Consider the following 21,476-nt stretch of genomic DNA (forward strand, 5'->3'; position numbering starts at 1 on the left):
CCTATACTTCACGAAGAACGGAAGGCGCTGCAGGAGTGGCGCCTTTTCTTTTTATCTTTACCCGATGCCATACTTCCGCAGCCTCTTACTTCTATACCTGTGCCTGCTAACTGGCACTGCCCTGGCGCAGGTGCGGCAGGTGCGGGGCGTGGTGCGCGACGCGGCCACCGGCGAGCGCCTGCCTTTTGTCAGCATCGTGGCCAACGAGGGCGAAACCGGCACCACCACCAACCTGGAGGGGGAGTATAACCTGCGCCACCGGCAGCCTATCCGCAGCCTGCGCTTCAGCTACGTGGGCTACCTGCCCCATACAGTCTACCCTGACTCCGTTGAAAGTATAAACGTGCAGCTACAGCCAACCGCGGCCCGGCTGCAGGAGGTGGTGGTGCTGGGCACCGGCGAGAACCCGGCGCACCGCATCATCCGGCTGGCCACGCAAAACCGCGAGCGGCACCACCTGCAGCACCTCGAGAGCTATACCTACCGCACTTACAACAAATTCATACTTACCGCCACCGATGTGGGGGAGCAGGAGCTGCGCGATACGCTGCAGCTGAGTAAACGAGACTCTGCCTACCTGAAATTGCGCAACCTGCTGGGCAAGCAGCATCTCTTCCTGGTGGAGAGCATCACCGACTACGCCTTTCTGCAGCCCAACCTCACCAAAGAGACTATCCTGGCCACGCGCGTGTCGGGCCTGCAGCAGCCGAGCTTTGGCGTAGTGGCGGCCGAGGCGCGGGAGTTCTCGGTGTACGACGACCTGCCGGTGTTCTTCGGAAAGCGTTACCTGAGCCCCATCAGCCCGGGCAGCACCCGCAAGTATAACTTTGTGCTACAGGAAACGGTGGTGCAGGGGCAGGACAGCATCTTCATCATTTCCTTTGAGCCGCAGCAGGGCCGGAACTTCGAAGGGCTGAAAGGGCTGCTGTATATCAACAGCAGCGGCTGGGCGGTGCAGAATGTGCTGGCAGGCTCGGCGGGGGATGATGATAAGCGTAACATACAACTGCAGCAGCGCTACGAGCGGGTGGGGCCGCAGCAGAAGTGGTTCCCCACGGAGCTGGATGTGGAACTGACCATCCCGCAGCTCAACCTGAACGGGCACCAGCCTTACGCGCACATGCGCACCTACATCACCAACATCAACCTGAATCCGAACCTGCGCCGCTCTGAGTTCGGCGTGGTGGCCCTCAGGCAGCAGCCCAATGCCCACCGGCAGCCCGACAGCTTCTTTCAGACCTTTCGCCCCGACTCGCTTACCCAACTGGAGCAGCGCACCTACGAGCGCCTCGACAGCGTAGGCCGCGCCCAAAAGCTAGACCGCACCATCCGCACACTGGAGTACCTGATGAGCAAGCAGATCCCCATAGGGCCAATAAGCCTGGACCTGAGGCGCCTGTTCCGCGTGAGTGCCTTTGAGGGCGTGCGCCTGGGTATGGGAGCGCATACGAATGACCGTCTTTCGGAGCGGTTTAAGGTGGGCGGCTACTGGGGCTATGGGTTAAAAGATGAGGAGGCCAAGTATGGCGCCGATGCCTCGGTTATACTTTACAAGCCTCTGGAGCTGCAGCTTAAGGCCGCGTACTTCAAAGACGTGCTGGAGACCGGCGGGCGCAGGTTGGCCTTCGAGGAAGGGCACGGCCTGCTGGGTAACCTGCGGCGGGCGCTCTTAACAGATATGGATTACACCTCGCACCAAAGCGTAGCCTTGCAGGGCCGCGTGCTGCGTTACCTGCAGGCCAATGCGCAACTGCGGCAGGAGGAGCGGCGGCCAACGCTGCTGCAGCCGGAGGGGGAGCCGATGCCGGAGTTTAACCTGACGGAGGCGGTGCTGAGCTTGCGCTATGCCCCAGGCGAAAAGTACATGCAGCAGTTCAACCGCATAGTGCCCATGGCCGGGGAGGATAAGCCGGTGCTGTGGCTGCAGTATACCCGCGGTTTGGATGGTTTTCTGGACGGTGACTACGGCTACAACAAGTATGATTTGCGGCTAAAGGCCCTGCTGCGCCACCGCACCTTCGGCGAGAGCAGCTTTACACTTGCCGGCGGCTGGGTAGATGGCAACGCCCCGTTGGTGTCGCGCTACAACGGCTACGGCAGCAACAACCGCGACTATAAACTGTACACCGGTGATGGCTTTGAAACGATGTACCCCTACGAGTTCTTCACCGACCGATATGCTTCCCTGTTCTTCTCCCAGAATTTTGGCAAGCGCCTGCTCAACACCCGCTTCTTTGCCCCGGACCTGGTGGCGGTCACCAACATCGGTATCGGCAGCATGGAAGAGCCGCTGCAGGAGCTACCTGAAATAGCCTACAGCAGCATGCGCAAAGGCTATTTTGAATCCGGGTTAATGCTCAACAACATCATCAGTTCTCCGTTTAGTGGCATAGGCATAGGTGCCTTTTACCGCTACGGCCCTTATGCCCTGGATAACTCCCGCGACAACCTCCGCATCAAGCTTACGGCAAGTTTGCTGTTTTAGCGAAGGCCAAGGTGTGGGAGCAGCAGTTTGGGACAATGCAAATATTGCCAATTACATAAGGATGTGCTTGAATTAATGCGAATGTGCTTGTAGTTATGGGTGATAGTAAACAAAATAATAAAACGTAGTTCATGCTAAAGTAGAAATCCATAACTTAGCAGCTCCTTCTTTCCACTCAGCAAATCATACAGTATGACAGTTTCTAAAATGGCGCAGAACCTGATCGGGTCCGAAATCATTCGGGTAGCCGGCGAGGTGAACGCAATGATTGCCAAAGGTGAGCCTATCTGCAACCTCACCATCGGTGACTTTAACCCTAGCATTTACCCGATACCGGAGGAGCTGCGCAAAGGCATTACAAAGGCTTATGAGCAGGGGCACACCAACTACCCGCCTGCCAATGGCGTGGCCGTACTCCGCAAGGCGGTGGTGGCGTTCACACAGGAGCGCCTGGGCCTTTCGTACCCCGAGAATGATATACTGGTGGCTGGTGGCTCTCGCCCGCTGATTTATGCCACCTACCTGGCCCTGGTGGATCCGGGCGATAAGGTGGTGTATCCAACCCCATCCTGGAACAACAACCACTACTGCCACCTGTCCGGCGCTACGCCCGTGGAGGTGAAGACGCGGCCCGAGAATAACTTTATGCCGACTGCCGCCGATGTGAAGCCGCACTTGAAGGGCGCCACTATGCTGGCCCTGTGTTCCCCGCTGAACCCAACCGGCACCATGTTCTCTAAAAAAGACCTGGAGGAGATATGCGACCTGGTGCTGGAGGAGAACCGCAGCCGCGGCGAAGGCGAGAAACCGCTGTACGTACTCTACGACCAGATTTACTGGATGCTGACCTTTGGCAATGCCGAGCATTACGACCCGGTGAGCCTGCGCCCGGACATGCGCCAGTACACCGTGTACATCGACGGTACCTCTAAATGCTTTGCCGCCACAGGCGTGCGCGTAGGATACGCGTTTGGCCCGACGGTGGTGATGGACAAAATGAAATCCATACTTGGCCACGTGGGGGCCTGGGCTCCTAAGGCAGAACAAATGGCTACCGCTGAGTTCCTGCAGGATCCGCAGGCCGTGGATAGCTTTATGGGCGAGTTCAAGCCAAAGGTGCAGGAGAGCCTGAACGTGCTCTACAATGGTTTTCAGGAGCTGAAAGCAGAGGGCTTTGCCGTGGATGCCATTGAGCCGATGGGGGCGATCTACCTATCTGCCAAAATGGACCTGGCGGGCAAAACCACGCCGGAAGGAAAGGTGTTGGAGACAAGCCAGGATGTGACGTTCTATGTGCTGCACGAGGCGAAGCTGGCCGTAGTGCCATTCTCCGCATTCGGTTCCGGCAAAGACCTGAACTGGTTTAGGCTGTCTGTAGGTGGTGCCTCGTTGGAGGATATCCAGGCATCCTTGGGAAGGCTGCGTGAGGCACTGCAGAAGCTGAAGTAGGCGAGTTCCCATACCTGGTGGGCAGGGGCTATATTACCAGCCATCATGATCTACCCACCAAGAGAATAAATAAACCATGTGCCGCCCGGAGCCAATGGCCTGGCTCTCGGGCTTGAGTTATACTTGTAGAGACGCCCTTACCGGCGTCTCTATTTTTTTGCCTGTTACTCTATCTGTATTTGCCGGTTTATACTCTCCTCCAGCGAGATCAGTGTTTCGGTGCGCTGCACGCCCTCGATGGACTGCAGCTTCTCGTTCAGCACCTCGCGCAGGTGGCTGGTGTCGCGGCAGATGATCTTAGCAAACATGCTGTAGGCACCGGTGGTGTAGTGCAGTTCCACGATTTCCGGTATATCCCGCATCTTCTCCACTGTTTCCTTATACTCCGAACCCTTCTCCAGAAACACGCCGATAAACGCACAGATATCAAAGCCTACCGCCGACGGATTTACCAGCAGCTGCGCCCCTTTCACCACCCCCATCTCTGTCAGCTTCTTCATACGCACGTGTATTGTGCCGCCCGAAACGTGCAGTTCCTTGGCAATATCGGTGTAAGCGCGGGTCACGTCCTGCATCAGCAGGCGCAAAATCTGCTTATCCAGGTTATCAATTTCGTAATTCATAGGCTCCTGTGTTTGCTGCTGTTAACAATATGACAAAGATAGTGGATTTATATTGATAATTTGACAAACATAAAAAATAATATTTAATAAATTTATAAAAATAGATAACGTTCTTTACATTTGTGATGTATAAATGTTGAATTGTTTAACAGATCTTCAAAAAAATGACTGAAGAAGTAACACTTTCGAAACCAGCGGTGCTCGATGCCACCGTAAGCCACCTGAGCCGTACGCAGTTGCCCAAGATTCTGAGGGTGCAACAAGGGATAGTGCGTGCCACACATGATTTTATGTACCGCAAAGGCCTGACGCAACTCATGCCGCTCATGCTCTCGCCGATTACCGACCCGCTGAACCACGGCGTGGTGGATGCCACGATTGGTTACGCCGACCAGCGCTGGAGCCTCACCAAGTCCATGATCTTCCACAAGCAACTGGCCCTGATGAACCCGGAGCTGAGCAGCCTCTACATTGTGTCGCCGAACGTGCGCCTGGAGTTCTCTGATCGCGCCGAAACAGGTCGCCACCTGTTCGAGTTTACGCAAATCGACTTTGAGTTCAAGGGCAAGGATCGCTTTTTCGTGATGGAGTTTATGGAGGAACTGGTAAACTTTGTGTTCCGCCGCCTAAACGAGGAGATACCAGAAACTATACTGGAGCTACGCGGGGAGTTGCTGCCGCAGTACGAGAAGTGGGAGGTATGCCGCACCGAAAAACTGGAGGCTGCCCTTGGCCCGGACTACGAGCGCATCAAATCGGAGGAGGCCACCGCCCCCTTCTGGCTGCTGAACCACAAGCGCGAGTTTTACGACAAAGAAGACCCGAAGAAGCCGGGCACCTACCTGAACTACGATGTGATCTGGCCAGGTGGCTTTGGCGAAGGCCTATCCGGAGGGGAACGCGAGCATGAGTACCACCAAATTAAGAAGCGTATGGCAGAGGTTGGTACCAACGAAGAGGCTTTTGCGCATTACCTGGAGGTAGTAAAAGAAGGTGGCATCCCGAAAACAGCCGGCGGTGGCTTTGGCGTAGAACGCATGACCCGCTTTATCTGCCGTCTCAGGGATGTGGATGAGGTGACTGTTTTCTCGCGTAAGCCTTTTACAAAGGCAGTGTTCTAGTGTAAAAGTGATCCCTACTACCCGTGTTAGATGAATAAAAGGATATGGATGACAATAGCGACAATGCGGATAATCCTGCGAATCATACGCTGACAGCGTGTTTTAAGATGATGTGAAGGCCTGCTGCTTAACTGCTGCAGGCCTTTTCTGTACCGCTAGTCCTTAATAGAATTTTAAATTGTTGAGCGTAGGATGCTCAACTCTTAGCAGGAGTAAGTTTAGATGAAGCTTTGTGATAGCTGGCGAGTAGTTGGCTGCTGCACCGCGCCCAACCACCCCTGCCCCTCCTTGTTTAAGGAGAGGAGTCTGTAGCTGCTGCAGCTAAATTATAAGTTTCATGGCTGCAGGGGTAGCATCAGCAGAAGTATAAACCCACCTCTAGCCCCTCCGAGGAGGGGAATTACTCGTGAACGATTAGCATCCCCCTACCCCCTTCAAAGGGGGACTTGGCTGAGGCTCCGTCAGCGCTGGCAATCGAATTCGATCCCAGTCTTTGGGTTGAGCGCCTTCTAGATTTCCGGTGACGAGCGAGAGCGAGGCATTGCGACAGCAAAGGAAATGTAGAAGGCGCGATGCCTTATCGAGGGCCCCTACCCCCAGGACGAGCCCTCTCGGGCTGGAGAGCACCAAAGTCAGAAATGCAACGATAGGCTTGTAAGGCTGAGGATCAGCAGCAGCTAGCAAGGATAGCTTGCATCAGGCTGCAGGAAGCAGCGGCTAAGCACAGGCACAAACGGACGCTTGCGCCAGGGAAGCCGACTCCTATTGCTATGGAGCTACAAAAAAGCCTGGACCGAAACCGGCCCAGGCTGCTGATTATACTTTCTAAAACTAATCTTACCACTTATAGTAGCCGTTCTCCTCGTTGTCGTTCAGCACGTCTGCGGCGGTGTTAGGGCTGCGGTGGATATCGGCCAGCTTGCGCTCTTTCCAGACAGCTGCCGACTCGCGCACCACCTCCAGGTGTGCATCCGACTTGATGCGCTCCTCTTCCCGCTTGGCATCCATTTCATACTCGCGGCGGGCGGCAAACTTAGCCTCTGCCACTTCCTGGCGGGTATCGTACTGCTTCTGGCGCTCCGCCACACGCTGCATTTCCTGCGTGGTACGCTCGTGCTCTATTCCCTTCAGGATATCGTCGTAGGGGCCTCTGCTGGAGATAAGCTTGGTGAAGATGGGCGCGGTCTCAAGGCAGATGAACAGCAGCGTGATGAAGAACACCGGCAGCCAGGGCAAGGAATCCAGCGCATTGATGCGGGCCATCAGACCATCATAGTTCGAGAAGCTTGTCTGCCCCTCCGCCACCGTTTCGTCGTACTTGGCCATCAGGTTGTTAATGCGCTGCTGGCGCTGGTTAATGCGTTCCTGAGCATCGGCCTGCAGTAGCTTCAGCTCTTCGTCCACCTTGTCATACTGGCGCTTCTTTTCCTCGTAAATAGGGCCTCTGCCTACCTTGCCCGTGCCACCGGTGCCATCGGCCTCGGCAGCCACGGCGTCGTACAGCTTGTTCCGCTCCTGCAGCTTGGCCTCCACCTCCTGGCGTATGGCGGCAATCTCTGCCTTTACAGAGTCTACCTCGGCAAACTGGCGGTTCACCAACTGCTTGTGCTCAATGGCCAGCTCTGCCTGCTTCTCCTTCAGCACGGCCTGTATTTCCTTATCGAAAATCTTTAGCTCGAGTGGCTTGGAAATAACCACGGCCAGCACCAGTGCCAGCAGAATACGCGGTGTTACCTGCAGCAGTTCTTTCCAGAACCTGCCCTCCTTGCGCAGCGTGGAGACAATAAAGCGGTCGAGGTTAAAGATAACGGCACCCCACAGCAGCCCGAAGGCAACGGCCATCGGCGCCGAGTCGAAAACGGTGTAAAGCGCGTAGCCGCCCGAGATGCTGGCCAGCACCCCTGTGAAGAGTACGGTGGCGCCCACACCCGCATACTTTAGGTGCTCCGATTTAGAGCATTTTTCAAGAATGGTATCGTCGGCGCCGGCACACCACCAAAAGAATTTCTTCATCTACACGTTATCAAAAGTTTTATGCAAAGCTACTGCAAAAGGTATAGGTTACTAACGTAAAGTACAGGTAGTTCTATACCTTTTCAGGGACATAATCGACTAATATCCAAATAGCTACTATAAAACAGCCAACAGTAGTAGCTAAGGGTTTGGTTCAAGCGAGGTGTTGGAGTCGTGGAGCTTCTCGTAGAGCAGCAGCGAAGCCATGGCGCTGGCCAGCACCATGCGGGTGTCGCCGGGGAGGTTGGGCTGCAGCCACACCTTGCCGTCGTTGAGCACCTGCACCGCCCCCAGTACCTGATCGCCTGCCCTAAACTCGTAACCTACAATGTCGGGTAAGGGCAGGCTCTTGCCCTCAAATTTATACACAGGTGCTACCGTATATACCTTGCTGCCATTGGATAGCTCCCCCTCGAAGCGCTGGCGGTCCTGGTAATGGCCTGGGTCGGCGGTGAGCAGGCGCCACTGGCCGCTCTCCGGGGAGGTGAAGTAGCTGGCGTAGTACTCCAGGTTGGGCGAGAGCCGTATGCTGATGCCGTTGTCGGACTTCAGGTTCTTCTCATGCAGCCGGCTGGCGCCGAACACGTACCACTCCGCGCCCTGTGCACTCCTCACGCTAAACTCGTGCCGTTGCTTTTCTTTGATGTTCTCATAACCGAGGAGGTTGAAGCCGCTGCTGTTTTTCCAGCCGCGCTGCACATGGCCCACGGTATAATCGCCGATGCTGAAGTTGCCGTTTGGCTTAAACGTTTTACGGCCTTCCACAGGCAGCTCCTGCGCCTGCTGCTTGAAGGTTGGCTCCACGGCCATGTGCGGAACAGAGCAACTCTGCAGCGCCAGCACGCCGGCCAGCACCGCGGTTAACAATATACTTCTCATAGTTTTATAGGTTGAGGTGTAAAGCACTAGGAACAAATATAGGCTTAGCATATATAGTGCCAGTTGCTGCTAAAGCGGCTGGGGGCGAGGCAAAAGTATGGCTAGTGGATTCGCGGAGCAGATGAAAGTACAGCCTAAGCAAGTATAGACTGTTCGGCCCGGCTCATGGGCACCCGCGCTTCCCGCGCCCGACACCTGTTTGTGTGGAAATGAAACAGCGGGCAACAAAAAAGGCAGGAGCCGTAGCCCCTGCCTTTCATACTTGCTGCAGTTTGTGCCTTAGAAGTTCAGGATCACCTCCTCAATGATGTCGCAGCACTCGTGCAACTGCTCCTCCGTCATCACGAGCGGCGGCGCAAAGCGAATGATGTCGCCGTGCGTGGGTTTGGCAAGCAGGCCTTTGTCCTTCAGGGCCACGCACACATCCCAGGCGGTGCGCCCATCCGGTGTCGGGTTGATGATGATGGCGTTGAGCAGCCCGCGGCCGCGCACCAGCGTTACCAGCTCCGGGCGTCCGCTGATCAGGCGCTGCATGCGCTCCCGGAACAGCTCTCCCAGCCTGCTGGCATTCTCCGTCAGGTTCTCTTCTCTAATAACCTCCAGGGCGGCAATGGCTACCACGGCAGCCAACGGGTTGCCGCCAAAGGTAGAGCCGTGCTCTCCCGGTTGTATGCACAGCATGATGTCATCGTTGGCCAGCACGCAGGAAACCGGCAACACACCACCGGAAAGGGCCTTGCCAAGTATAAGGATGTCGGCTTTTACGTCATCGTAGTAGCTGGCCAGCAGCTTGCCCGTACGCCCGATGCCGGTCTGTATCTCATCTGCCATCAGCAGCACATCGTACTCCTTGCACAGCGCATGCGCCTTGGCCAGGTAGCCTTCGTCGGGCACTACCACGCCAGCCTCGCCCTGAATCGGCTCCACCATAAAACCGCACACATTCGGGTTCTCCTTCAGGGCACGCTCCAGCGCCTCCACATCGTTGTACGGGATCACCTTGTAACCCGGCATGTACGGGCCGAAGCCTTTGGTGGAGTCCGGGTCGGTGGAGAAGGAGATGATGCCGGTGGTGCGGCCATGGAAGTTGTGTTCTACCACAATGATCTCCGCGTTGTGCGGCGCAATGCCCTTCTTCATGTAGCCCCACTTGCGGGCCAGCTTAATGGCCGTCTCCACGGCCTCGGCGCCAGAGTTCATGAACAGCGATTTGTCGTAGCCGAAGAGCTCGCACACATACTGCTCGGCAAGGCCTAGTTTATCGTTGTAGAAGGCGCGGGAGGTAAGCGTTAGCTGCTGCGCCTGCTCAGTAAGGGCACCCACAATCTTGGGGTGGCAGTGGCCCTGGTTCACGGCGCTGTAGGCCGAGAGGAAATCGTAGTACTTTTTGCCTTCCACGTCCCACAGGTGCACCCCCTCGCCGCGGTTCAGCACCACGGGCAGCGGGTGGTAGTTGTGGGCGCCATACTTGTGCTCAGTGTCGATCGCCTGCTGGCTGAAGGTGATGGTTTGAGTGTTCATAGTTTTCAATTATCAGATTCATGAGTAAAGGCAGTGTAACCGCCAATCTTTATTACAGCAAAATGTGTTTATTGTTGTCAAAATTACACATTTCGGGCCCACTTCAAAACCGATGCCCCACTTATGCCTCTGCAGGGCCAGGAGGCACCGCCTGGCATGTGCTAAACGTGTGGCAAAGCTTGTAGCCGTTGGTTTTAATGCCGTACTTTGTGAAAACATCGTATAGCTGTGGCGCAGAAGTTAACAGAAGGAGAGGATTTTTACTTTAACCGGCAGGGGCTGATGGTGCTCACTGCCAAGTACCTGCTCAAGCGCGGGTATTGCTGCAGAAACGCCTGCAAGCACTGCCCGTACGGGTTCCGCAAGGAGGTGACGGAGATGCAGAAGAAAGTATAAAACCTGTAACCACGGCCGGCGCGGCGAAGCAGATTCTATACATGGAAAGTAAAATTTTAGCTACAGGTTTGATATTCTGTATCTTTTTATAGATATTTGCACCCCTATTGAAATAAACCAGAAAAGAATACAAGATGGCACGAGTTTGCGACTTAACAGGTAAAAGACCACAGGTTGGTAACAACGTTTCTCACGCTAATAACAAGACGAAGCGTAAATTTTACCCTAACCTACAGAAGAAGCGCTTTTACATCCCGGAGGAGGATGCATGGGTAACGCTTAAAGTTTCTACTTCTGCACTGAGAACCATCAACAAGAATGGCATCTCTGCAGTGCTGAAAAAAGCTGCTGAGCAAGGTTATATCCTGTACTAGTAGCGCTGTACTTCCGGCTACGCCGCCAAGGTAGCTTCATTGGTGCCCCGGCTGCCAAGTGCCCGGAAAAGCCATCTGGTACTTTAAGATAAACATCGGCAACGGAGAGAAGCTGTTAGATGCTTTCCTCCGTTGCTCTTTTTTTGACCTTTGCCGTTTCTGCTGCAGCAGCAGGAGGGCGCACAGCAGCAAGTGTAAATTCTGTGGAATGCCGCCACGTGCTTTCACAAGAAAGTTTATACTTTGTTTGTAATTAGAGATTTAAGCTTTTATATTTGCAGTCCTAAATAAAAAATTACTGTCGAGATGGCTAAAAAAGCAAAAGGTAATAGAATCCAGGTTATTATGGAGTGCACAGAGCACAAAGCTACTGGCATGCCTGGTACTTCAAGGTACATCACTACCAAAAACAGAAAGAATACTCCAGAGCGTCTTGAGCTGAAGAAGTATAACCCTGTGTTGAAAAAAGTAACTGTACATAAAGAAATTAAATAACCATGGCTAAGAAGGTAGTTGCAACCCTAAAGACCGCTACAGGTAAAGACTGGGCAAAAGTGATCAAGGCTGTGAAGTCTCCAAAGACTGGTGCTTACAGCTTTAAAGAGGAGATGGTGCCTGTTGACAAAGTACAGGAGTTCCTTGCTAAGAAATAATACAGCCTACTCTACATCGATAGATAGATAACACGAAGAAGTCCCTTTACTGGGACTTTTTTAGTATATTACCGTATCACTGAGATAGCATTCACCCTACATCATAAACCGGCATGGGAATTTTTGACTTTTTCAGCAAAGAGAAGAAAAAAGAATCGCTGGACAAAGGCCTCGAGAAAACCAAAGACAGCTTTTTCGGTCAGTTAAGCAAAGCCGTAATGGGCAAATCCACTGTGGATGTGGAGGTGCTGGATGAGCTGGAGGAGGTCTTGGTGCATGCCGACGTAGGGGTGGAGACAACGGTGAAGATCATCGACCGCATTGAGAAGCGCGTGGCCCGCGACAAGTACGTGAGCACCGATGAGCTGGACCGCATCCTGCGCGAGGAGATCGCCGCGCTGCTGGAGGAGAACCGCGCCGGAGACGGTGCCAACTTCGAGCTGCCGAAGGACATCAAACCTTACGTGATTATGGTAGTAGGCGTGAACGGTGTGGGCAAAACCACGACCATTGGCAAGCTGGCGGCCCAGTTCCACAAGGCCGGCAAGCAGGTGGTGCTCGGCGCCGCCGATACGTTCCGTGCCGCCGCCGTCGACCAACTCATCATCTGGGGAGAGCGCGTGGGTGTGCCGGTTATTTCGCATGGCATGAACACAGACCCTGCCTCCGTGGCCTACGATGCGGTGAAGAAAGGGGTGGAGATGAATGCCGACGTGGTAATTATTGATACGGCCGGACGACTGCACAACAAGGTGGGCCTGATGAACGAGCTGGCTAAGATCAAGCGCGTGATGCAGAAAATAACACCAGACACGCCGCACGAGGTGCTGCTGGTGCTGGATGGCAGTACAGGGCAGAACGCCCTGCTGCAGGCCCGCGAGTTTACCAAGGCTACCGACGTAACAGCGCTGGCCATTACCAAGCTCGACGGCACGGCCAAAGGCGGTGTGGTGATCGGTATCTCCGATGAGTTTAAGATTCCGGTGAAGTATATCGGAGTGGGCGAGAAAATAGAGGACCTGCAGCTGTTCGACAAGCACGAGTTTGTGGAGTCATTCTTCTCGCGCAAGTAAAAAAGTATAGCCATGGTGAAGCTCCTGCTGTTGCCGCTGGCGCTGCTGGTATCGCAGTGCGGCGCCAATCAAACCCATCAGAATGCACAAGAGCGGATGGAGAGCCAGGAGCAGGCAAAAGAGGGGCAGCAAGCCCCTATAGCACAAGGCATCAGCGGACAGGTGCTGTGGCAGGCGGGCAACCAGATGCCATCGCCGGACGCGCCACCCAGCAAAGGCAGGGGTGTGCAGCGCACGCTCTATATCTATGAGCTTACCAAAGCCAGCCAGGCCAACACGACAGACGGTGTTTTTCACACCAACATTCAAACTAATTTAGTGACTCAGGTTGTTACAGATGCTAATGGCAACTTTGCGGTTAGCCTGAAGCCCGGCACATACAGCCTGTTCTCCAAAGAAGAGAAGGGATTGTTCGCCAGCCTTTACGATGAGGAGATGAACATCAATCCGGTAGAGGTGCAGGAAGGGCAGGTAACGCAAGTAGAGTTTCTGATCAATTATCAAGCAAGTTATTAATCCGTGAAAGTAAGATCGCTTAAGAAGGATAAAGTAAACGTAGTGACATTGGGTTGCTCTAAAAACCTGGTGGACTCGGAAGTACTGATGGGGCAGCTGCGCGCTAACGAATTTGAGGTGGCGCACGAGTCTGAGAACGACGATTCGAACATCATCATCGTGAACACCTGCGGTTTTATCGATAATGCCAAGCAGGAGTCTATCGACACCATTCTGCGGTATGCAGAGGCGAAAGAGGCCGGGCAAATCGATAAGCTGTACGTGACAGGTTGTTTGTCGCAGCGCTACAAGGATTCGCTGGAGCAGGAAATTCCGCAGGTGGATGCCTATTTCGGTACGCTGGAGCTGCCGCAGCTGCTCAAAAAGCTGGAGGCCGATTACAAGCACGAGCTGATTGGGGAGCGCCTGCTGACCACGCCTTCGCACTTCGCTTACTTTAAGATTGCCGAGGGCTGTAACCGCCCTTGCTCTTTCTGCGCCATCCCGTTGATGCGCGGCAAGCACGTAGACCGCCCCATTGAGGACCTGGTGCGCGAGGCGAAGCGCCTGGCAAGTATGGGTACGAAAGAGCTGGTGCTGATTGCCCAGGATTTGACTTACTACGGCCTGCAGCATTATGGTGAGCGTAAACTGGCTGATTTGCTGCGTAACCTGTCTGATGTGGACGGCATTGAGTGGATCAGGATGCAGTACGCGTACCCGTCGCAGTTCCCGATGGAGGTGTTTGACGTGATGAACGAGCGCGAGAACATCTGCAAGTACCTGGACATGCCGCTGCAGCACATTTCGGATAATATGCTGAAAACGATGCGCCGTGGCATCAGCAAGCGCCGCACCATCGAGCTGGTAGACCAGATCCGCCAGCGCGTGCCGGACATCGCCCTGCGAACCACCCTGATTGCCGGCCACCCGGGCGAGACAGACCAGGATTTCCAGGAGCTGTATGACTGGGTAGAGGAGACCAGGTTCGACAGGTTAGGCATCTTTACTTACTCACACGAAGATAACACGCACTCCTATACGTTGGAAGACAGCGTGCCGGAGGAGGTGAAGCAGGAGCGTGCGGATGCCATTATGGAGCTGCAGCAGGGCATCTCGGTGGAGCTGAACGAGGAGAAAATCGGCAATACCTACAAAGTACTGTTCGACCGCAAGGAGAGCGGCTATTTTGTAGGCCGTACCCAGTACGACTCCCCGGAGGTAGACAACGAGGTACTGGTGCCAGCCGACAGCACCTATGTGCGCCTGGGCGACTTTGCGAATGTGAAGATCACGGATGCCTCGGATTTTGATTTGTATGGGGAGGTGGTGGTTTAGACCTCCCCCTGCCCCCTCCTAAAAACAGGAGGGGGTGTGAAGATATTTTTTAAAGGCCTTTCTCTACCGTAGAGGAAGGCCTTTGCTTTTTGGAACATTTATAATGGGAGTTGATGTTTGCTGGCAAAGTATAAAATATGCGGAAAGACCAGCTACACAATATTCCTAACCTGAGGCAAGAGCGATCTACATTGAGAAGTGCTATGACTCCTGCTGAGGAAGAATTGTGGCGTTTGCTTCGGAAGCACAAGTTAAGGGGCAGGAAGTTCAGGAGGCAGCATAGCGTCGGCAGCTACATAGTTGATTTTTACTGCGCTTCTGAAAAGCTGATAATTGAAGTAGATGGTTCCGTGCATGATACCCCAGAGGCGAAAGCTAGTGATAAAGTACGGGATGAGACACTACAGCACCTTGGCTATGAAATTATTCGTATCAGAAACGAAGAGGTATTCGAGCAACCGGAACAGGTGCTACAGAGAATAGCCGTTGCTTTCAAAATTTCCTAAAGTACCCCCTCCTGTTTTTAGGAGGGGGTAGGGGGAGGTCACTTCAACACATACCTGCTCAGCACCCGATAGGCCTCGTTAATGTTATCCCCTTTCCGGAAATCCTGCTTGATAGTGGGCTGGTCCTCGCCGGTAAGCCAGATTTTTAGCTCTGCATCCAGGTCAGCGATGCCGGCGCTCTCTTTGGAGAACATCTTGATGCTGCCGTAAGGGATACTTTGGTAATCCGTTTTGGAGCCCGTGAGGCCCTGCTTATTGACAAGTATGAGCCGCTTGTTGGTAAATACCAGCATGTCCCGGATTAGCTTGTATGCCCGCTCAATGCGTTCGTCGTCAATAAGGATTGGCTGAAATTCCTTTGCCAGTTTTTCGATAGACACTTCCGAGGCGTGTCCCATCATGCCGCTTAATAGTCCCATAGTTCTAAATGAAAGTACCTGCTTGTTTACGTTTTCAGGCGGAATGGTTTACAGGGCTGGCAGCTGCGAGAGAGGTAGGTGCCGCTGCGTTGCCGCCTGTGGCTGTCTGGCGGCTTTCTATCGTATCATCTGCAAAACCAAAAATAAAACCTTTACTTTGTGCTGAGGCGGCGAAGTATAAAATAGCTGCAACACATTTCGGGCTAAACTGTTAAAAGGGCTAAACCTACGGCTACAGAGTAGATGGAAGTACAAACCATGAAGATCACCAAGATAGACTACGCCGCCACCGGCGCCTTCTCAAAAACTATAACTGACTACCTTTGTTGTAGCGAGCAGCTACAACCGTTCTACAACCGTTTCCCAACCTTGGAGGCCTTCGGTGCCCAGCTGAAGGAGAAGAGCTTCAGTGAGACCCAGCGTAAAACCCTGCACCAGGCGCTGCAGGAGCAGTATACTTCCATCGCCGAGATCAACCCAAAAGTACAGCAGCACATCGGCCTGCTGTTGCAGCCCAACACCTACACCGTTACCACGGGCCATCAGCTCAACATCTTTACCGGTCCGTTATACTTTGTTTACAAGATCATCACGGCCATCAACACCTGCCGGCAGCTGCAGGAGCAGTACCCCGACTACAACTTTGTGCCGGTATACTGGATGGCCACCGAAGACCACGACTTTGCCGAAATCAACCATTTTAGCCTGTTTGGGAAGAAGTACACTTGGGAGAGTGAACAAACCGGCGCCGTAGGCCGCTTCTCCACCGAAGATATGGAGCCGCTGCTAAAGGAGCTACCAGAAGCCTACCCGGTGTTTGAGGAGGCATACCGCAACAGCAAGAATTTAGCAGACGCCACCCGCGCCATCACGCATGCTCTGTTCGGGGAGTATGGCCTGGTAAGTATAGACGGCGACCATGCAACACTGAAAAAGGCGCTGACACCGGTGGTGGAGCAGGAGCTGACCGAGCAGCTGTCGAACCGGCTGGTGGAAGAGGCAAGCGAGCAGCTGGAGGAACTGGGTTACAAGCCGCAAGTATACTCCCGCGAGATCAACCTGTTTTACCTGACCGACACCTTGCGTGAGCGTATTGTGCCGGAAGAGGGCAAGTATAAAGTGCTCAATACCGACCTGAGTTATACCTTGGAAGAGCTGCTGCAGGAGGCGCAGGAGCACCCGGAGCGCTTCAGCCCGAACGTGATTCTTCGCCCGCTGTACGAGGAGCTCATACTTCCGAACCTGGCCTACATCGGCGGTGGTGCCGAGGTGGCTTACTGGTTTCAGCTGAAAACGCTGTTTACAAAGTATAAAGTGGCCTTTCCGCTGCTGATGCTGCGCAACTCTGCTATGTACATTAGCCGTAGCAACGCCAGCCGCATGCACAAGCTAGGCCTGCAGCCGCAGGACCTGTTCCAGGATTTCCAGGAGCTGAAAAAGCAGCTGTCCAGCCAGTTGCATGAAGAGGAGATTAGCCTGGAGGCGCAGCGCCAGGCGGTGGCCGCCGCCTTTGCCAGGGTGGGGAAGCTAGCCGAAAGCATAGACCCGACGCTGCAGAAGGCCGTGGGCGCCGAGGCGCAGAAAGCCGCCAACTCGCTGCAGATGCTGGAGAAGAAGCTCTCCAAAGCCCGCGACAGCAAGCACGAGCAAACCTTTAAGCAACTGGAGAACCTGAAGGAGAAGCTCTTCCCGGGGGGCAGCCTGCAGGAGCGCAAGGATAACCTGCTCACCTTCCAGACGAACAACCCCGATTTTATACCAGCCCTAGTAGAGGCCTTCGACCCGCTGGAGTTTAAATTTACTGTATTGGAGGAGGCCTGATGAAGAAGGCAGACCTACGCAAACACATGCTGCAGCAGCGGCGCGCTCTGCCACCGGAGGAGGTGCAGCAGCGCAGCCAAAGTATAGCCGAGGTGTTTTTCCGCCACTTCCCGCTGCGAAAAGGTCAAACGGTGCATGTGTTCCTGCCTATCCTCAAAAACAACGAAGTAAACACCTGGCTCATCATTGAGCGGCTGCGGCAGGAGCATCCCCAGGTGCGCGTGGCGGTGCCCATAACCGATGTGGAGCAAAACGTGCTCACGCACCACCACCTGACCGAGGAGGCCGTGCTGTTGGAGAACAACTGGGGCATTCCTGAGCCGCAGGACGCGCAGATCATACACGCCCAGGAGGTGGATGTGGTGCTGGTGCCGCTGCTGGCATTCGACAAGGCAGGCCATCGCGTGGGCTATGGCAAAGGCTTCTACGACCGTTTCCTGGCCGACTGCCGCCCTGACGTATTGAAGGTTGGCCTCTCGCTGGAGCCACCCGTGGAGCGTATAGCCGACCCCAACCCCTTTGATGTGCCGCTGGATGCCGTGGTGATGCCGCAAGGGGTGTGGAAGCCATCCGTATAACAGGAGACAAGTTTTTTTGAAAATTTGTTTGTAGAAACAAACGTATAGCTGCAAAGTCTTAATTTTTAACTAGCTATATTGTACTTTTGTATTTGGCCCTAACAGGTCTACTGCACTGTGCCTCCCAAGCCCGTTTCAGAACCTGCTATTTTAGTAAGACGATGCCCAAAACCAAGAAAGAAATTATCCTAGACACCGCATTACACCTCTTTGCAGAAAAAGGGTACGATGCCACTCCCACTAGCCAGATAGCCAAGGCGGCCGGCGTTTCAGAAGGACTTATTTTCAAGCACTACATCAGCAAGGAGAACCTGCTGGAGGCTGTTGTGAAGGCTGGCTACAGGCGTATCACCGAGAAAAGCAAAAGATCGGTGGAGGAGAACGACCCTGCCAAGCTGATCAGCAACGTGCTGGACATGCCGCAACAACTGGTGGAGGACGAAAGGGATTTCTGGCGGATGCAGTTCCGCATGGTGGACGAGGAAGTGGCGCAGCGGCACCACCAGCGTTACCTGAACTCGGTGAAGAAGAAGCTGGTGGAGGCGTTTCAGAAACTGGGCCACAAAGAGCCGGAGCTGGAGACGGAGGTGCTCATGCTGTTGGTGGAAAGCCTTTGGAGGGCCTACCTCACCAACGAGGATAAGACCCACTTTGCCAAAATGCTCGAGCTCACCAAATCAAAATTCATTCGTGAGTAAGCCGTACATATAAACTGGCATCATGCCCAGGCATAAAAAAATCCCCGCAGGCCACCTGCGGGGATTTTTTTATGCCGTTAAAAGCTGGCTAGCCTTTATACACAACATTAAACTTCTTCAGCTCCTCCACAGGGCCAAAGTTTTTCTTTTCAATGGTCTTGCCGCGGCGCTTCAGGTGCACCTCCACTGGGGCCATGGTCCTGGTCATGTCGGAGTTAATCACCTTAACATAAAACTTCCGGGCTTCCTCGGAGGCACCTTTCTCGAACGAGTGCTTCTGCTGGTTGCCGTTTACCGGCAGCCCCGGAACTACCTGATAGGTTGTGCAAACCACCTCATACTTAGGAAGAAACGGTTTGATGATGCTAAAAGAGACTTTTCTAAGTAAGCTTTTCATATGGTGAACGATTAGGAGATACTATTTATATAGTGCAATGTAGCGCTTTATTTGGTATTTCAAAGTATGGCGGTTGCAAAAAAGTGCAATTTAGCTCCTAACCATTTCATTATAGATTGGGTTCATCTTTGATCTGAACAAATTATAAAAACATGCCGCCGTGTCCGGGGCAAAGTATAAAGCTGTGCCCAAGGCCGAGGAGTGGCAGGAGGGTAAGTATAACTATTTAGTTGTCAGCGTGTCAGGCTGCTTTCCTTCTTGCTGCGCCTCGTGCATACCTTCTTCTATCGTCTCTACAGCTTCTTCGTGTGTTTCCTCGTCCGGCGCAGGGGGCACCTGCTCATACTTTTCATCAGGCTCATAGCTTAGCCTGATAAAGATGGGGAAATGGTCTGAATTGATGCCGCCCAGGCGCTCCATCTCCACCAGCCTGAAGTGGTTAGAGTGGAAGAGGTGGTCCAGGGGCCAGCGGAAGATCGGGTAGTGCGCATGATAGGTGCTGAAAAAGCCGCGGCCCACGCGCGGGTCCAGCAGCTGGCTTACCTCTTGGAAAAGCCGCGTGGTGGGGGACCAGGCCACATCGTTGAAGTCGCCGGCCACGATGACAGGGTACTTGGAGTTGGCTACTTTTTTGCCTACAATAATGATCTCCGCGTCGCGCTTGCGGGAGTCCTCCTCCTCGGTAGGCACAGGCGGCTTAGGGTGCACGCCCCAGAACTCGACCCAAGTGCCGTTGCGCAGCTGCATATAGGTTCTGACCGAGGGAACGCCGTCATCCAGCATGTAGTTCACCTGCTTCTGGCGCAGCGGCAATTTGCTGTACAGGTGCATGCCATAGGTGTTATCTAGCGGTACCTCTACCCGGTAAGGGTAAGCCTGCGTCACTTCCCCCAGCCCCTCCTGCCAGCCGGCATCCGACTCCAGCGCCAGCAGCACATCCGGCTCATACTGCCGTATCAGGGCAATAAGCCCGCTGTACGACCTGTTGGTCATCAGTACGTTGGCCACTAAAACACTCACCTGTGTGGTATCAGCGGTGCTGCGGTCAGACTTCTTGGTTTGCACCGGCGAGAGAAAGGTATAAGGAAAGATGTTGATGGATTGGTAGATAAGCGTGGCAGCAAGTAAGACCAGCAGCGCCTTGTTGCGCAGGCGGTACCTGAGGCCCAGAAAGAAGCAGAGTGCCAGGCTAATGACGGCCAGAAAAAGGAGTTGCAGCCTTGGGAAATCGAACATGCGCACGTACCAGCCCTCAGCCGGGAGGAGCGGTATCAGCGTTCCTATGACAGCGATAGCTGCCAGCGCGTAGGTGAAAATGGTAAGTGCTTGCTTCATAAAGTTTCTGTAGGGAGCGTCCGCCCCGCGTTTAAGCCAGCACCACAGCCTGTGTTAGCAAACAACCGGCAACGGCTTCAGGCCACGTGTCATCTCACGCTTGCCCGGAGGGCCCGGCAGGGCCTCTACCGTGAACCCGGCTGCTTTGAGGCTACGCTTAAACGAGCCTTTGGCACAGTAGGTAACCAGTATGCCGCCCGGCCGCACGGCCTTGTACAGCTTTTCGAACATGGCGTCAGACCAAAGCTCTGGCTGCTTTTCGGGGGCAAAGGCATCAAAGTACACCACATCGTAGTAGGAGCTGGGCGCCACAAACTCCTCCAGCGACTCGTGCATCTTCTGCAGCGTGAAGTAGGGGATCACCTCTGCGGGTTCGTTCCAGGGGGCCTTGTGCAGTTTCAGAAAATACTCATACAGCTCCGGGTTCAGGATGATGTTCTCGTAATGCAGCTGCTGCACCACCTCCTCTGAGAGCGGGTACTTCTCCAGCGTGTCGTACTGAATAAAAGCCTTCTTGGCCAGTGCGTACGGAAAGGTAAGGATGGCGTTAAGGCCGGTGCCGAAACCGACCTCCAGCACCTTCAGGTCCTTTTTCTGCTCCAGCGCATGCTCCAGCCCATACTTTATAAACACATGCTGCGACTCCTGCAGCGCCCCGTGCACCGAGTGGTAATGCTCGTTCAGCTCGGGTACATAAAGGGTGTTGGAGCCGTCTTTCGTCTGTCGGATTTCGAGGTGCATGGTTTTTGTGTTACCTTGCAAAGGTACACATTCCAATCATGTGGCTGCAATATCCTATTATCAGAATTTAACAAAATATCATTGGCTGGCCATAAAGTATAAATCTGTACCTGCGGCGGCCTCACTGCTATGGCACGAGTTAAGGTAGACATTCCCTCCCACACCCACTTCACGGCGCATATCCCGGTGCGCGTAACCGATCTCAACTACGGCAACCACCTCGGCAACGACGCCCTGCTCTCCATCATGCACGAGGCGCGCATGCAGCTGCTGGGCCACTTTGGCTGGAGCGAGCTGAGTATAGGCGGTGCCAGTATGATTATGGCCGATGTGGCGATAGCGTATAAAGGCGAGGGTTTTTATGGCGATGTGTTAAGTATAAGCATGGCCTTTGATGACCTGAACAAGTATGGCTTCGACATCACCTACCACATTATTAACCAGAATGGCAAGGAAGTAGCCCGCGCCAAGACCGGCATGCTGTGCTTTAACTACCAGGAGCGCAAGTTAATGCCCCTGCCCGCCGAAGTAAAGGCAAAGATTGAAACTAAAGCCTGAGGA

General features: G+C 54.1%; 23 protein-coding genes. 15 read left to right on the forward strand and 8 right to left on the reverse strand.

Annotation, left to right across the window (positions count from 1 at the left end; all coding sequences use genetic code 11):
* Window positions 1–64: 64 nt before the first annotated feature.
* Together PXG97_RS15110 and PXG97_RS15115 are read left to right on the forward strand one after the other, a co-directional pair.
* Window positions 65–2,485, forward strand: a complete 2,421-nt coding sequence (locus PXG97_RS15110) for a DUF5686 and carboxypeptidase-like regulatory domain-containing protein (protein ID WP_276498617.1) — start codon at window positions 65–67, stop codon at window positions 2,483–2,485.
* Window positions 2,486–2,677: 192 nt separating this feature from the next.
* On the forward strand, window positions 2,678–3,934 hold the full coding sequence (locus PXG97_RS15115) for a pyridoxal phosphate-dependent aminotransferase (protein WP_276498618.1): 1,257 nt from the start codon (window positions 2,678–2,680) through the stop codon (window positions 3,932–3,934).
* A gap of 164 nt (window positions 3,935–4,098) precedes the next feature.
* Here PXG97_RS15115 and PXG97_RS15120 read toward each other — a convergent pair whose 3' ends face one another.
* Window positions 4,099–4,557: an Lrp/AsnC ligand binding domain-containing protein gene (locus tag PXG97_RS15120; RefSeq protein ID WP_276498619.1), complete on the reverse strand. Its 459-nt coding sequence runs from the start codon at window positions 4,555–4,557 to the stop codon at window positions 4,099–4,101.
* Window positions 4,558–4,721: 164 nt separating this feature from the next.
* Here PXG97_RS15120 and PXG97_RS15125 point away from each other — a divergent pair, with 164 nt between their 5' ends.
* Window positions 4,722–5,678, forward strand: coding sequence for an asparagine synthetase A (locus tag PXG97_RS15125; RefSeq protein ID WP_276498620.1), 957 nt, complete (start codon window positions 4,722–4,724; stop codon window positions 5,676–5,678).
* Window positions 5,679–6,515: 837 nt separating this feature from the next.
* On the opposite strand, the gene PXG97_RS15130 is transcribed toward PXG97_RS15125, so the two are convergent.
* From PXG97_RS15130 to rocD, 3 genes are all read right to left on the reverse strand, one after another.
* A complete protein-coding gene (locus PXG97_RS15130; RefSeq protein ID WP_276498621.1) occupies window positions 6,516–7,691 on the reverse strand; it encodes a DUF4407 domain-containing protein in 1,176 nt (391 codons plus the stop codon).
* Between the two features lie 141 nt (window positions 7,692–7,832).
* Entirely contained in the window at window positions 7,833–8,570 is a 738-nt protein-coding gene (locus PXG97_RS15135; RefSeq protein WP_276498622.1) for a hypothetical protein, read from the reverse strand.
* Window positions 8,571–8,849: 279 nt separating this feature from the next.
* Complete coding sequence (gene rocD / locus PXG97_RS15140) at window positions 8,850–10,091, reverse strand: ornithine--oxo-acid transaminase (RefSeq protein ID WP_276498623.1); 1,242 nt, start codon at window positions 10,089–10,091, stop codon at window positions 8,850–8,852.
* 228 nt (window positions 10,092–10,319) lie between these two features.
* Between rocD and PXG97_RS15145 the strand changes: the two genes are divergently transcribed.
* From PXG97_RS15145 to PXG97_RS15180, 8 genes are all read left to right on the forward strand, one after another.
* Window positions 10,320–10,487: a C1orf53 family protein gene (locus PXG97_RS15145; RefSeq protein ID WP_276498624.1), complete on the forward strand. Its 168-nt coding sequence runs from the start codon at window positions 10,320–10,322 to the stop codon at window positions 10,485–10,487.
* 134 nt (window positions 10,488–10,621) lie between these two features.
* Window positions 10,622–10,861 (forward strand): 50S ribosomal protein L28, encoded by a 240-nt coding sequence (rpmB, locus tag PXG97_RS15150; protein ID WP_046309557.1) that lies wholly within the window; start codon window positions 10,622–10,624, stop codon window positions 10,859–10,861.
* A 306-nt stretch (window positions 10,862–11,167) separates the two neighbouring features.
* Window positions 11,168–11,356 (forward strand): 50S ribosomal protein L33, encoded by a 189-nt coding sequence (gene rpmG, locus PXG97_RS15155; protein ID WP_073851609.1) that lies wholly within the window; start codon window positions 11,168–11,170, stop codon window positions 11,354–11,356.
* 2 nt (window positions 11,357–11,358) lie between these two features.
* Complete coding sequence (locus PXG97_RS15160; protein WP_276498625.1) at window positions 11,359–11,514, forward strand: DUF4295 domain-containing protein; 156 nt, start codon at window positions 11,359–11,361, stop codon at window positions 11,512–11,514.
* A 113-nt stretch (window positions 11,515–11,627) separates the two neighbouring features.
* Window positions 11,628–12,587 (forward strand): signal recognition particle-docking protein FtsY, encoded by a 960-nt coding sequence (gene ftsY / locus PXG97_RS15165; protein ID WP_276498626.1) that lies wholly within the window; start codon window positions 11,628–11,630, stop codon window positions 12,585–12,587.
* Window positions 12,588–12,599: 12 nt separating this feature from the next.
* The gene (locus PXG97_RS15170; RefSeq protein WP_276498627.1) at window positions 12,600–13,103 is read left to right on the forward strand and encodes a carboxypeptidase-like regulatory domain-containing protein; all 504 of its coding nucleotides are present in this window, start codon (window positions 12,600–12,602) and stop codon (window positions 13,101–13,103) included.
* Window positions 13,104–13,106: 3 nt separating this feature from the next.
* Complete coding sequence (gene rimO / locus PXG97_RS15175; protein WP_276498628.1) at window positions 13,107–14,420, forward strand: 30S ribosomal protein S12 methylthiotransferase RimO; 1,314 nt, start codon at window positions 13,107–13,109, stop codon at window positions 14,418–14,420.
* Window positions 14,421–14,557: 137 nt separating this feature from the next.
* Window positions 14,558–14,926, forward strand: a complete 369-nt coding sequence (locus PXG97_RS15180; RefSeq protein WP_276498629.1) for an endonuclease domain-containing protein — start codon at window positions 14,558–14,560, stop codon at window positions 14,924–14,926.
* Window positions 14,927–14,964: 38 nt separating this feature from the next.
* Here PXG97_RS15180 and PXG97_RS15185 read toward each other — a convergent pair whose 3' ends face one another.
* Complete coding sequence (locus PXG97_RS15185; RefSeq protein ID WP_276498630.1) at window positions 14,965–15,345, reverse strand: PH domain-containing protein; 381 nt, start codon at window positions 15,343–15,345, stop codon at window positions 14,965–14,967.
* 258 nt (window positions 15,346–15,603) lie between these two features.
* Here PXG97_RS15185 and bshC point away from each other — a divergent pair, with 258 nt between their 5' ends.
* From bshC to PXG97_RS15200, 3 genes are all read left to right on the forward strand, one after another.
* Window positions 15,604–17,166 (forward strand): bacillithiol biosynthesis cysteine-adding enzyme BshC, encoded by a 1,563-nt coding sequence (gene bshC, locus PXG97_RS15190; RefSeq protein ID WP_276498631.1) that lies wholly within the window; start codon window positions 15,604–15,606, stop codon window positions 17,164–17,166.
* On the forward strand, window positions 17,166–17,744 hold the full coding sequence (locus PXG97_RS15195) for a 5-formyltetrahydrofolate cyclo-ligase (RefSeq protein WP_276498632.1): 579 nt from the start codon (window positions 17,166–17,168) through the stop codon (window positions 17,742–17,744). The genes bshC and PXG97_RS15195 overlap by 1 nt, the downstream gene beginning before the upstream one ends.
* Before the next feature lie 161 nt (window positions 17,745–17,905).
* Window positions 17,906–18,442 (forward strand): TetR/AcrR family transcriptional regulator, encoded by a 537-nt coding sequence (locus PXG97_RS15200; RefSeq protein ID WP_276498633.1) that lies wholly within the window; start codon window positions 17,906–17,908, stop codon window positions 18,440–18,442.
* 88 nt (window positions 18,443–18,530) lie between these two features.
* On the opposite strand, the gene PXG97_RS15205 is transcribed toward PXG97_RS15200, so the two are convergent.
* From PXG97_RS15205 to mnmC2, 3 genes are all read right to left on the reverse strand, one after another.
* Window positions 18,531–18,839 carry a hypothetical protein gene (locus PXG97_RS15205; RefSeq protein ID WP_276498634.1) on the reverse strand — a complete coding sequence of 103 codons (309 nt, stop codon included), beginning with the start codon at window positions 18,837–18,839 and terminating at the stop codon, window positions 18,531–18,533.
* 222 nt (window positions 18,840–19,061) lie between these two features.
* The gene (locus PXG97_RS15210; RefSeq protein WP_276498635.1) at window positions 19,062–20,174 is read right to left on the reverse strand and encodes an endonuclease/exonuclease/phosphatase family protein; all 1,113 of its coding nucleotides are present in this window, start codon (window positions 20,172–20,174) and stop codon (window positions 19,062–19,064) included.
* A gap of 54 nt (window positions 20,175–20,228) precedes the next feature.
* Window positions 20,229–20,915, reverse strand: coding sequence for a tRNA (5-methylaminomethyl-2-thiouridine)(34)-methyltransferase MnmC2 (mnmC2, locus tag PXG97_RS15215; RefSeq protein WP_276498636.1), 687 nt, complete (start codon window positions 20,913–20,915; stop codon window positions 20,229–20,231).
* Between the two features lie 129 nt (window positions 20,916–21,044).
* On the opposite strand from mnmC2, the gene PXG97_RS15220 reads away from it, so the two are divergent.
* Window positions 21,045–21,473 carry an acyl-CoA thioesterase gene (locus PXG97_RS15220; RefSeq protein ID WP_276498637.1) on the forward strand — a complete coding sequence of 143 codons (429 nt, stop codon included), beginning with the start codon at window positions 21,045–21,047 and terminating at the stop codon, window positions 21,471–21,473.
* The last annotated feature ends 3 nt before the right edge of the window (window positions 21,474–21,476 follow it).

The sequence above is a fragment of the Pontibacter litorisediminis genome (assembly GCF_029360645.1).
Taxonomy (GTDB): domain Bacteria; phylum Bacteroidota; class Bacteroidia; order Cytophagales; family Hymenobacteraceae; genus Pontibacter; species Pontibacter litorisediminis.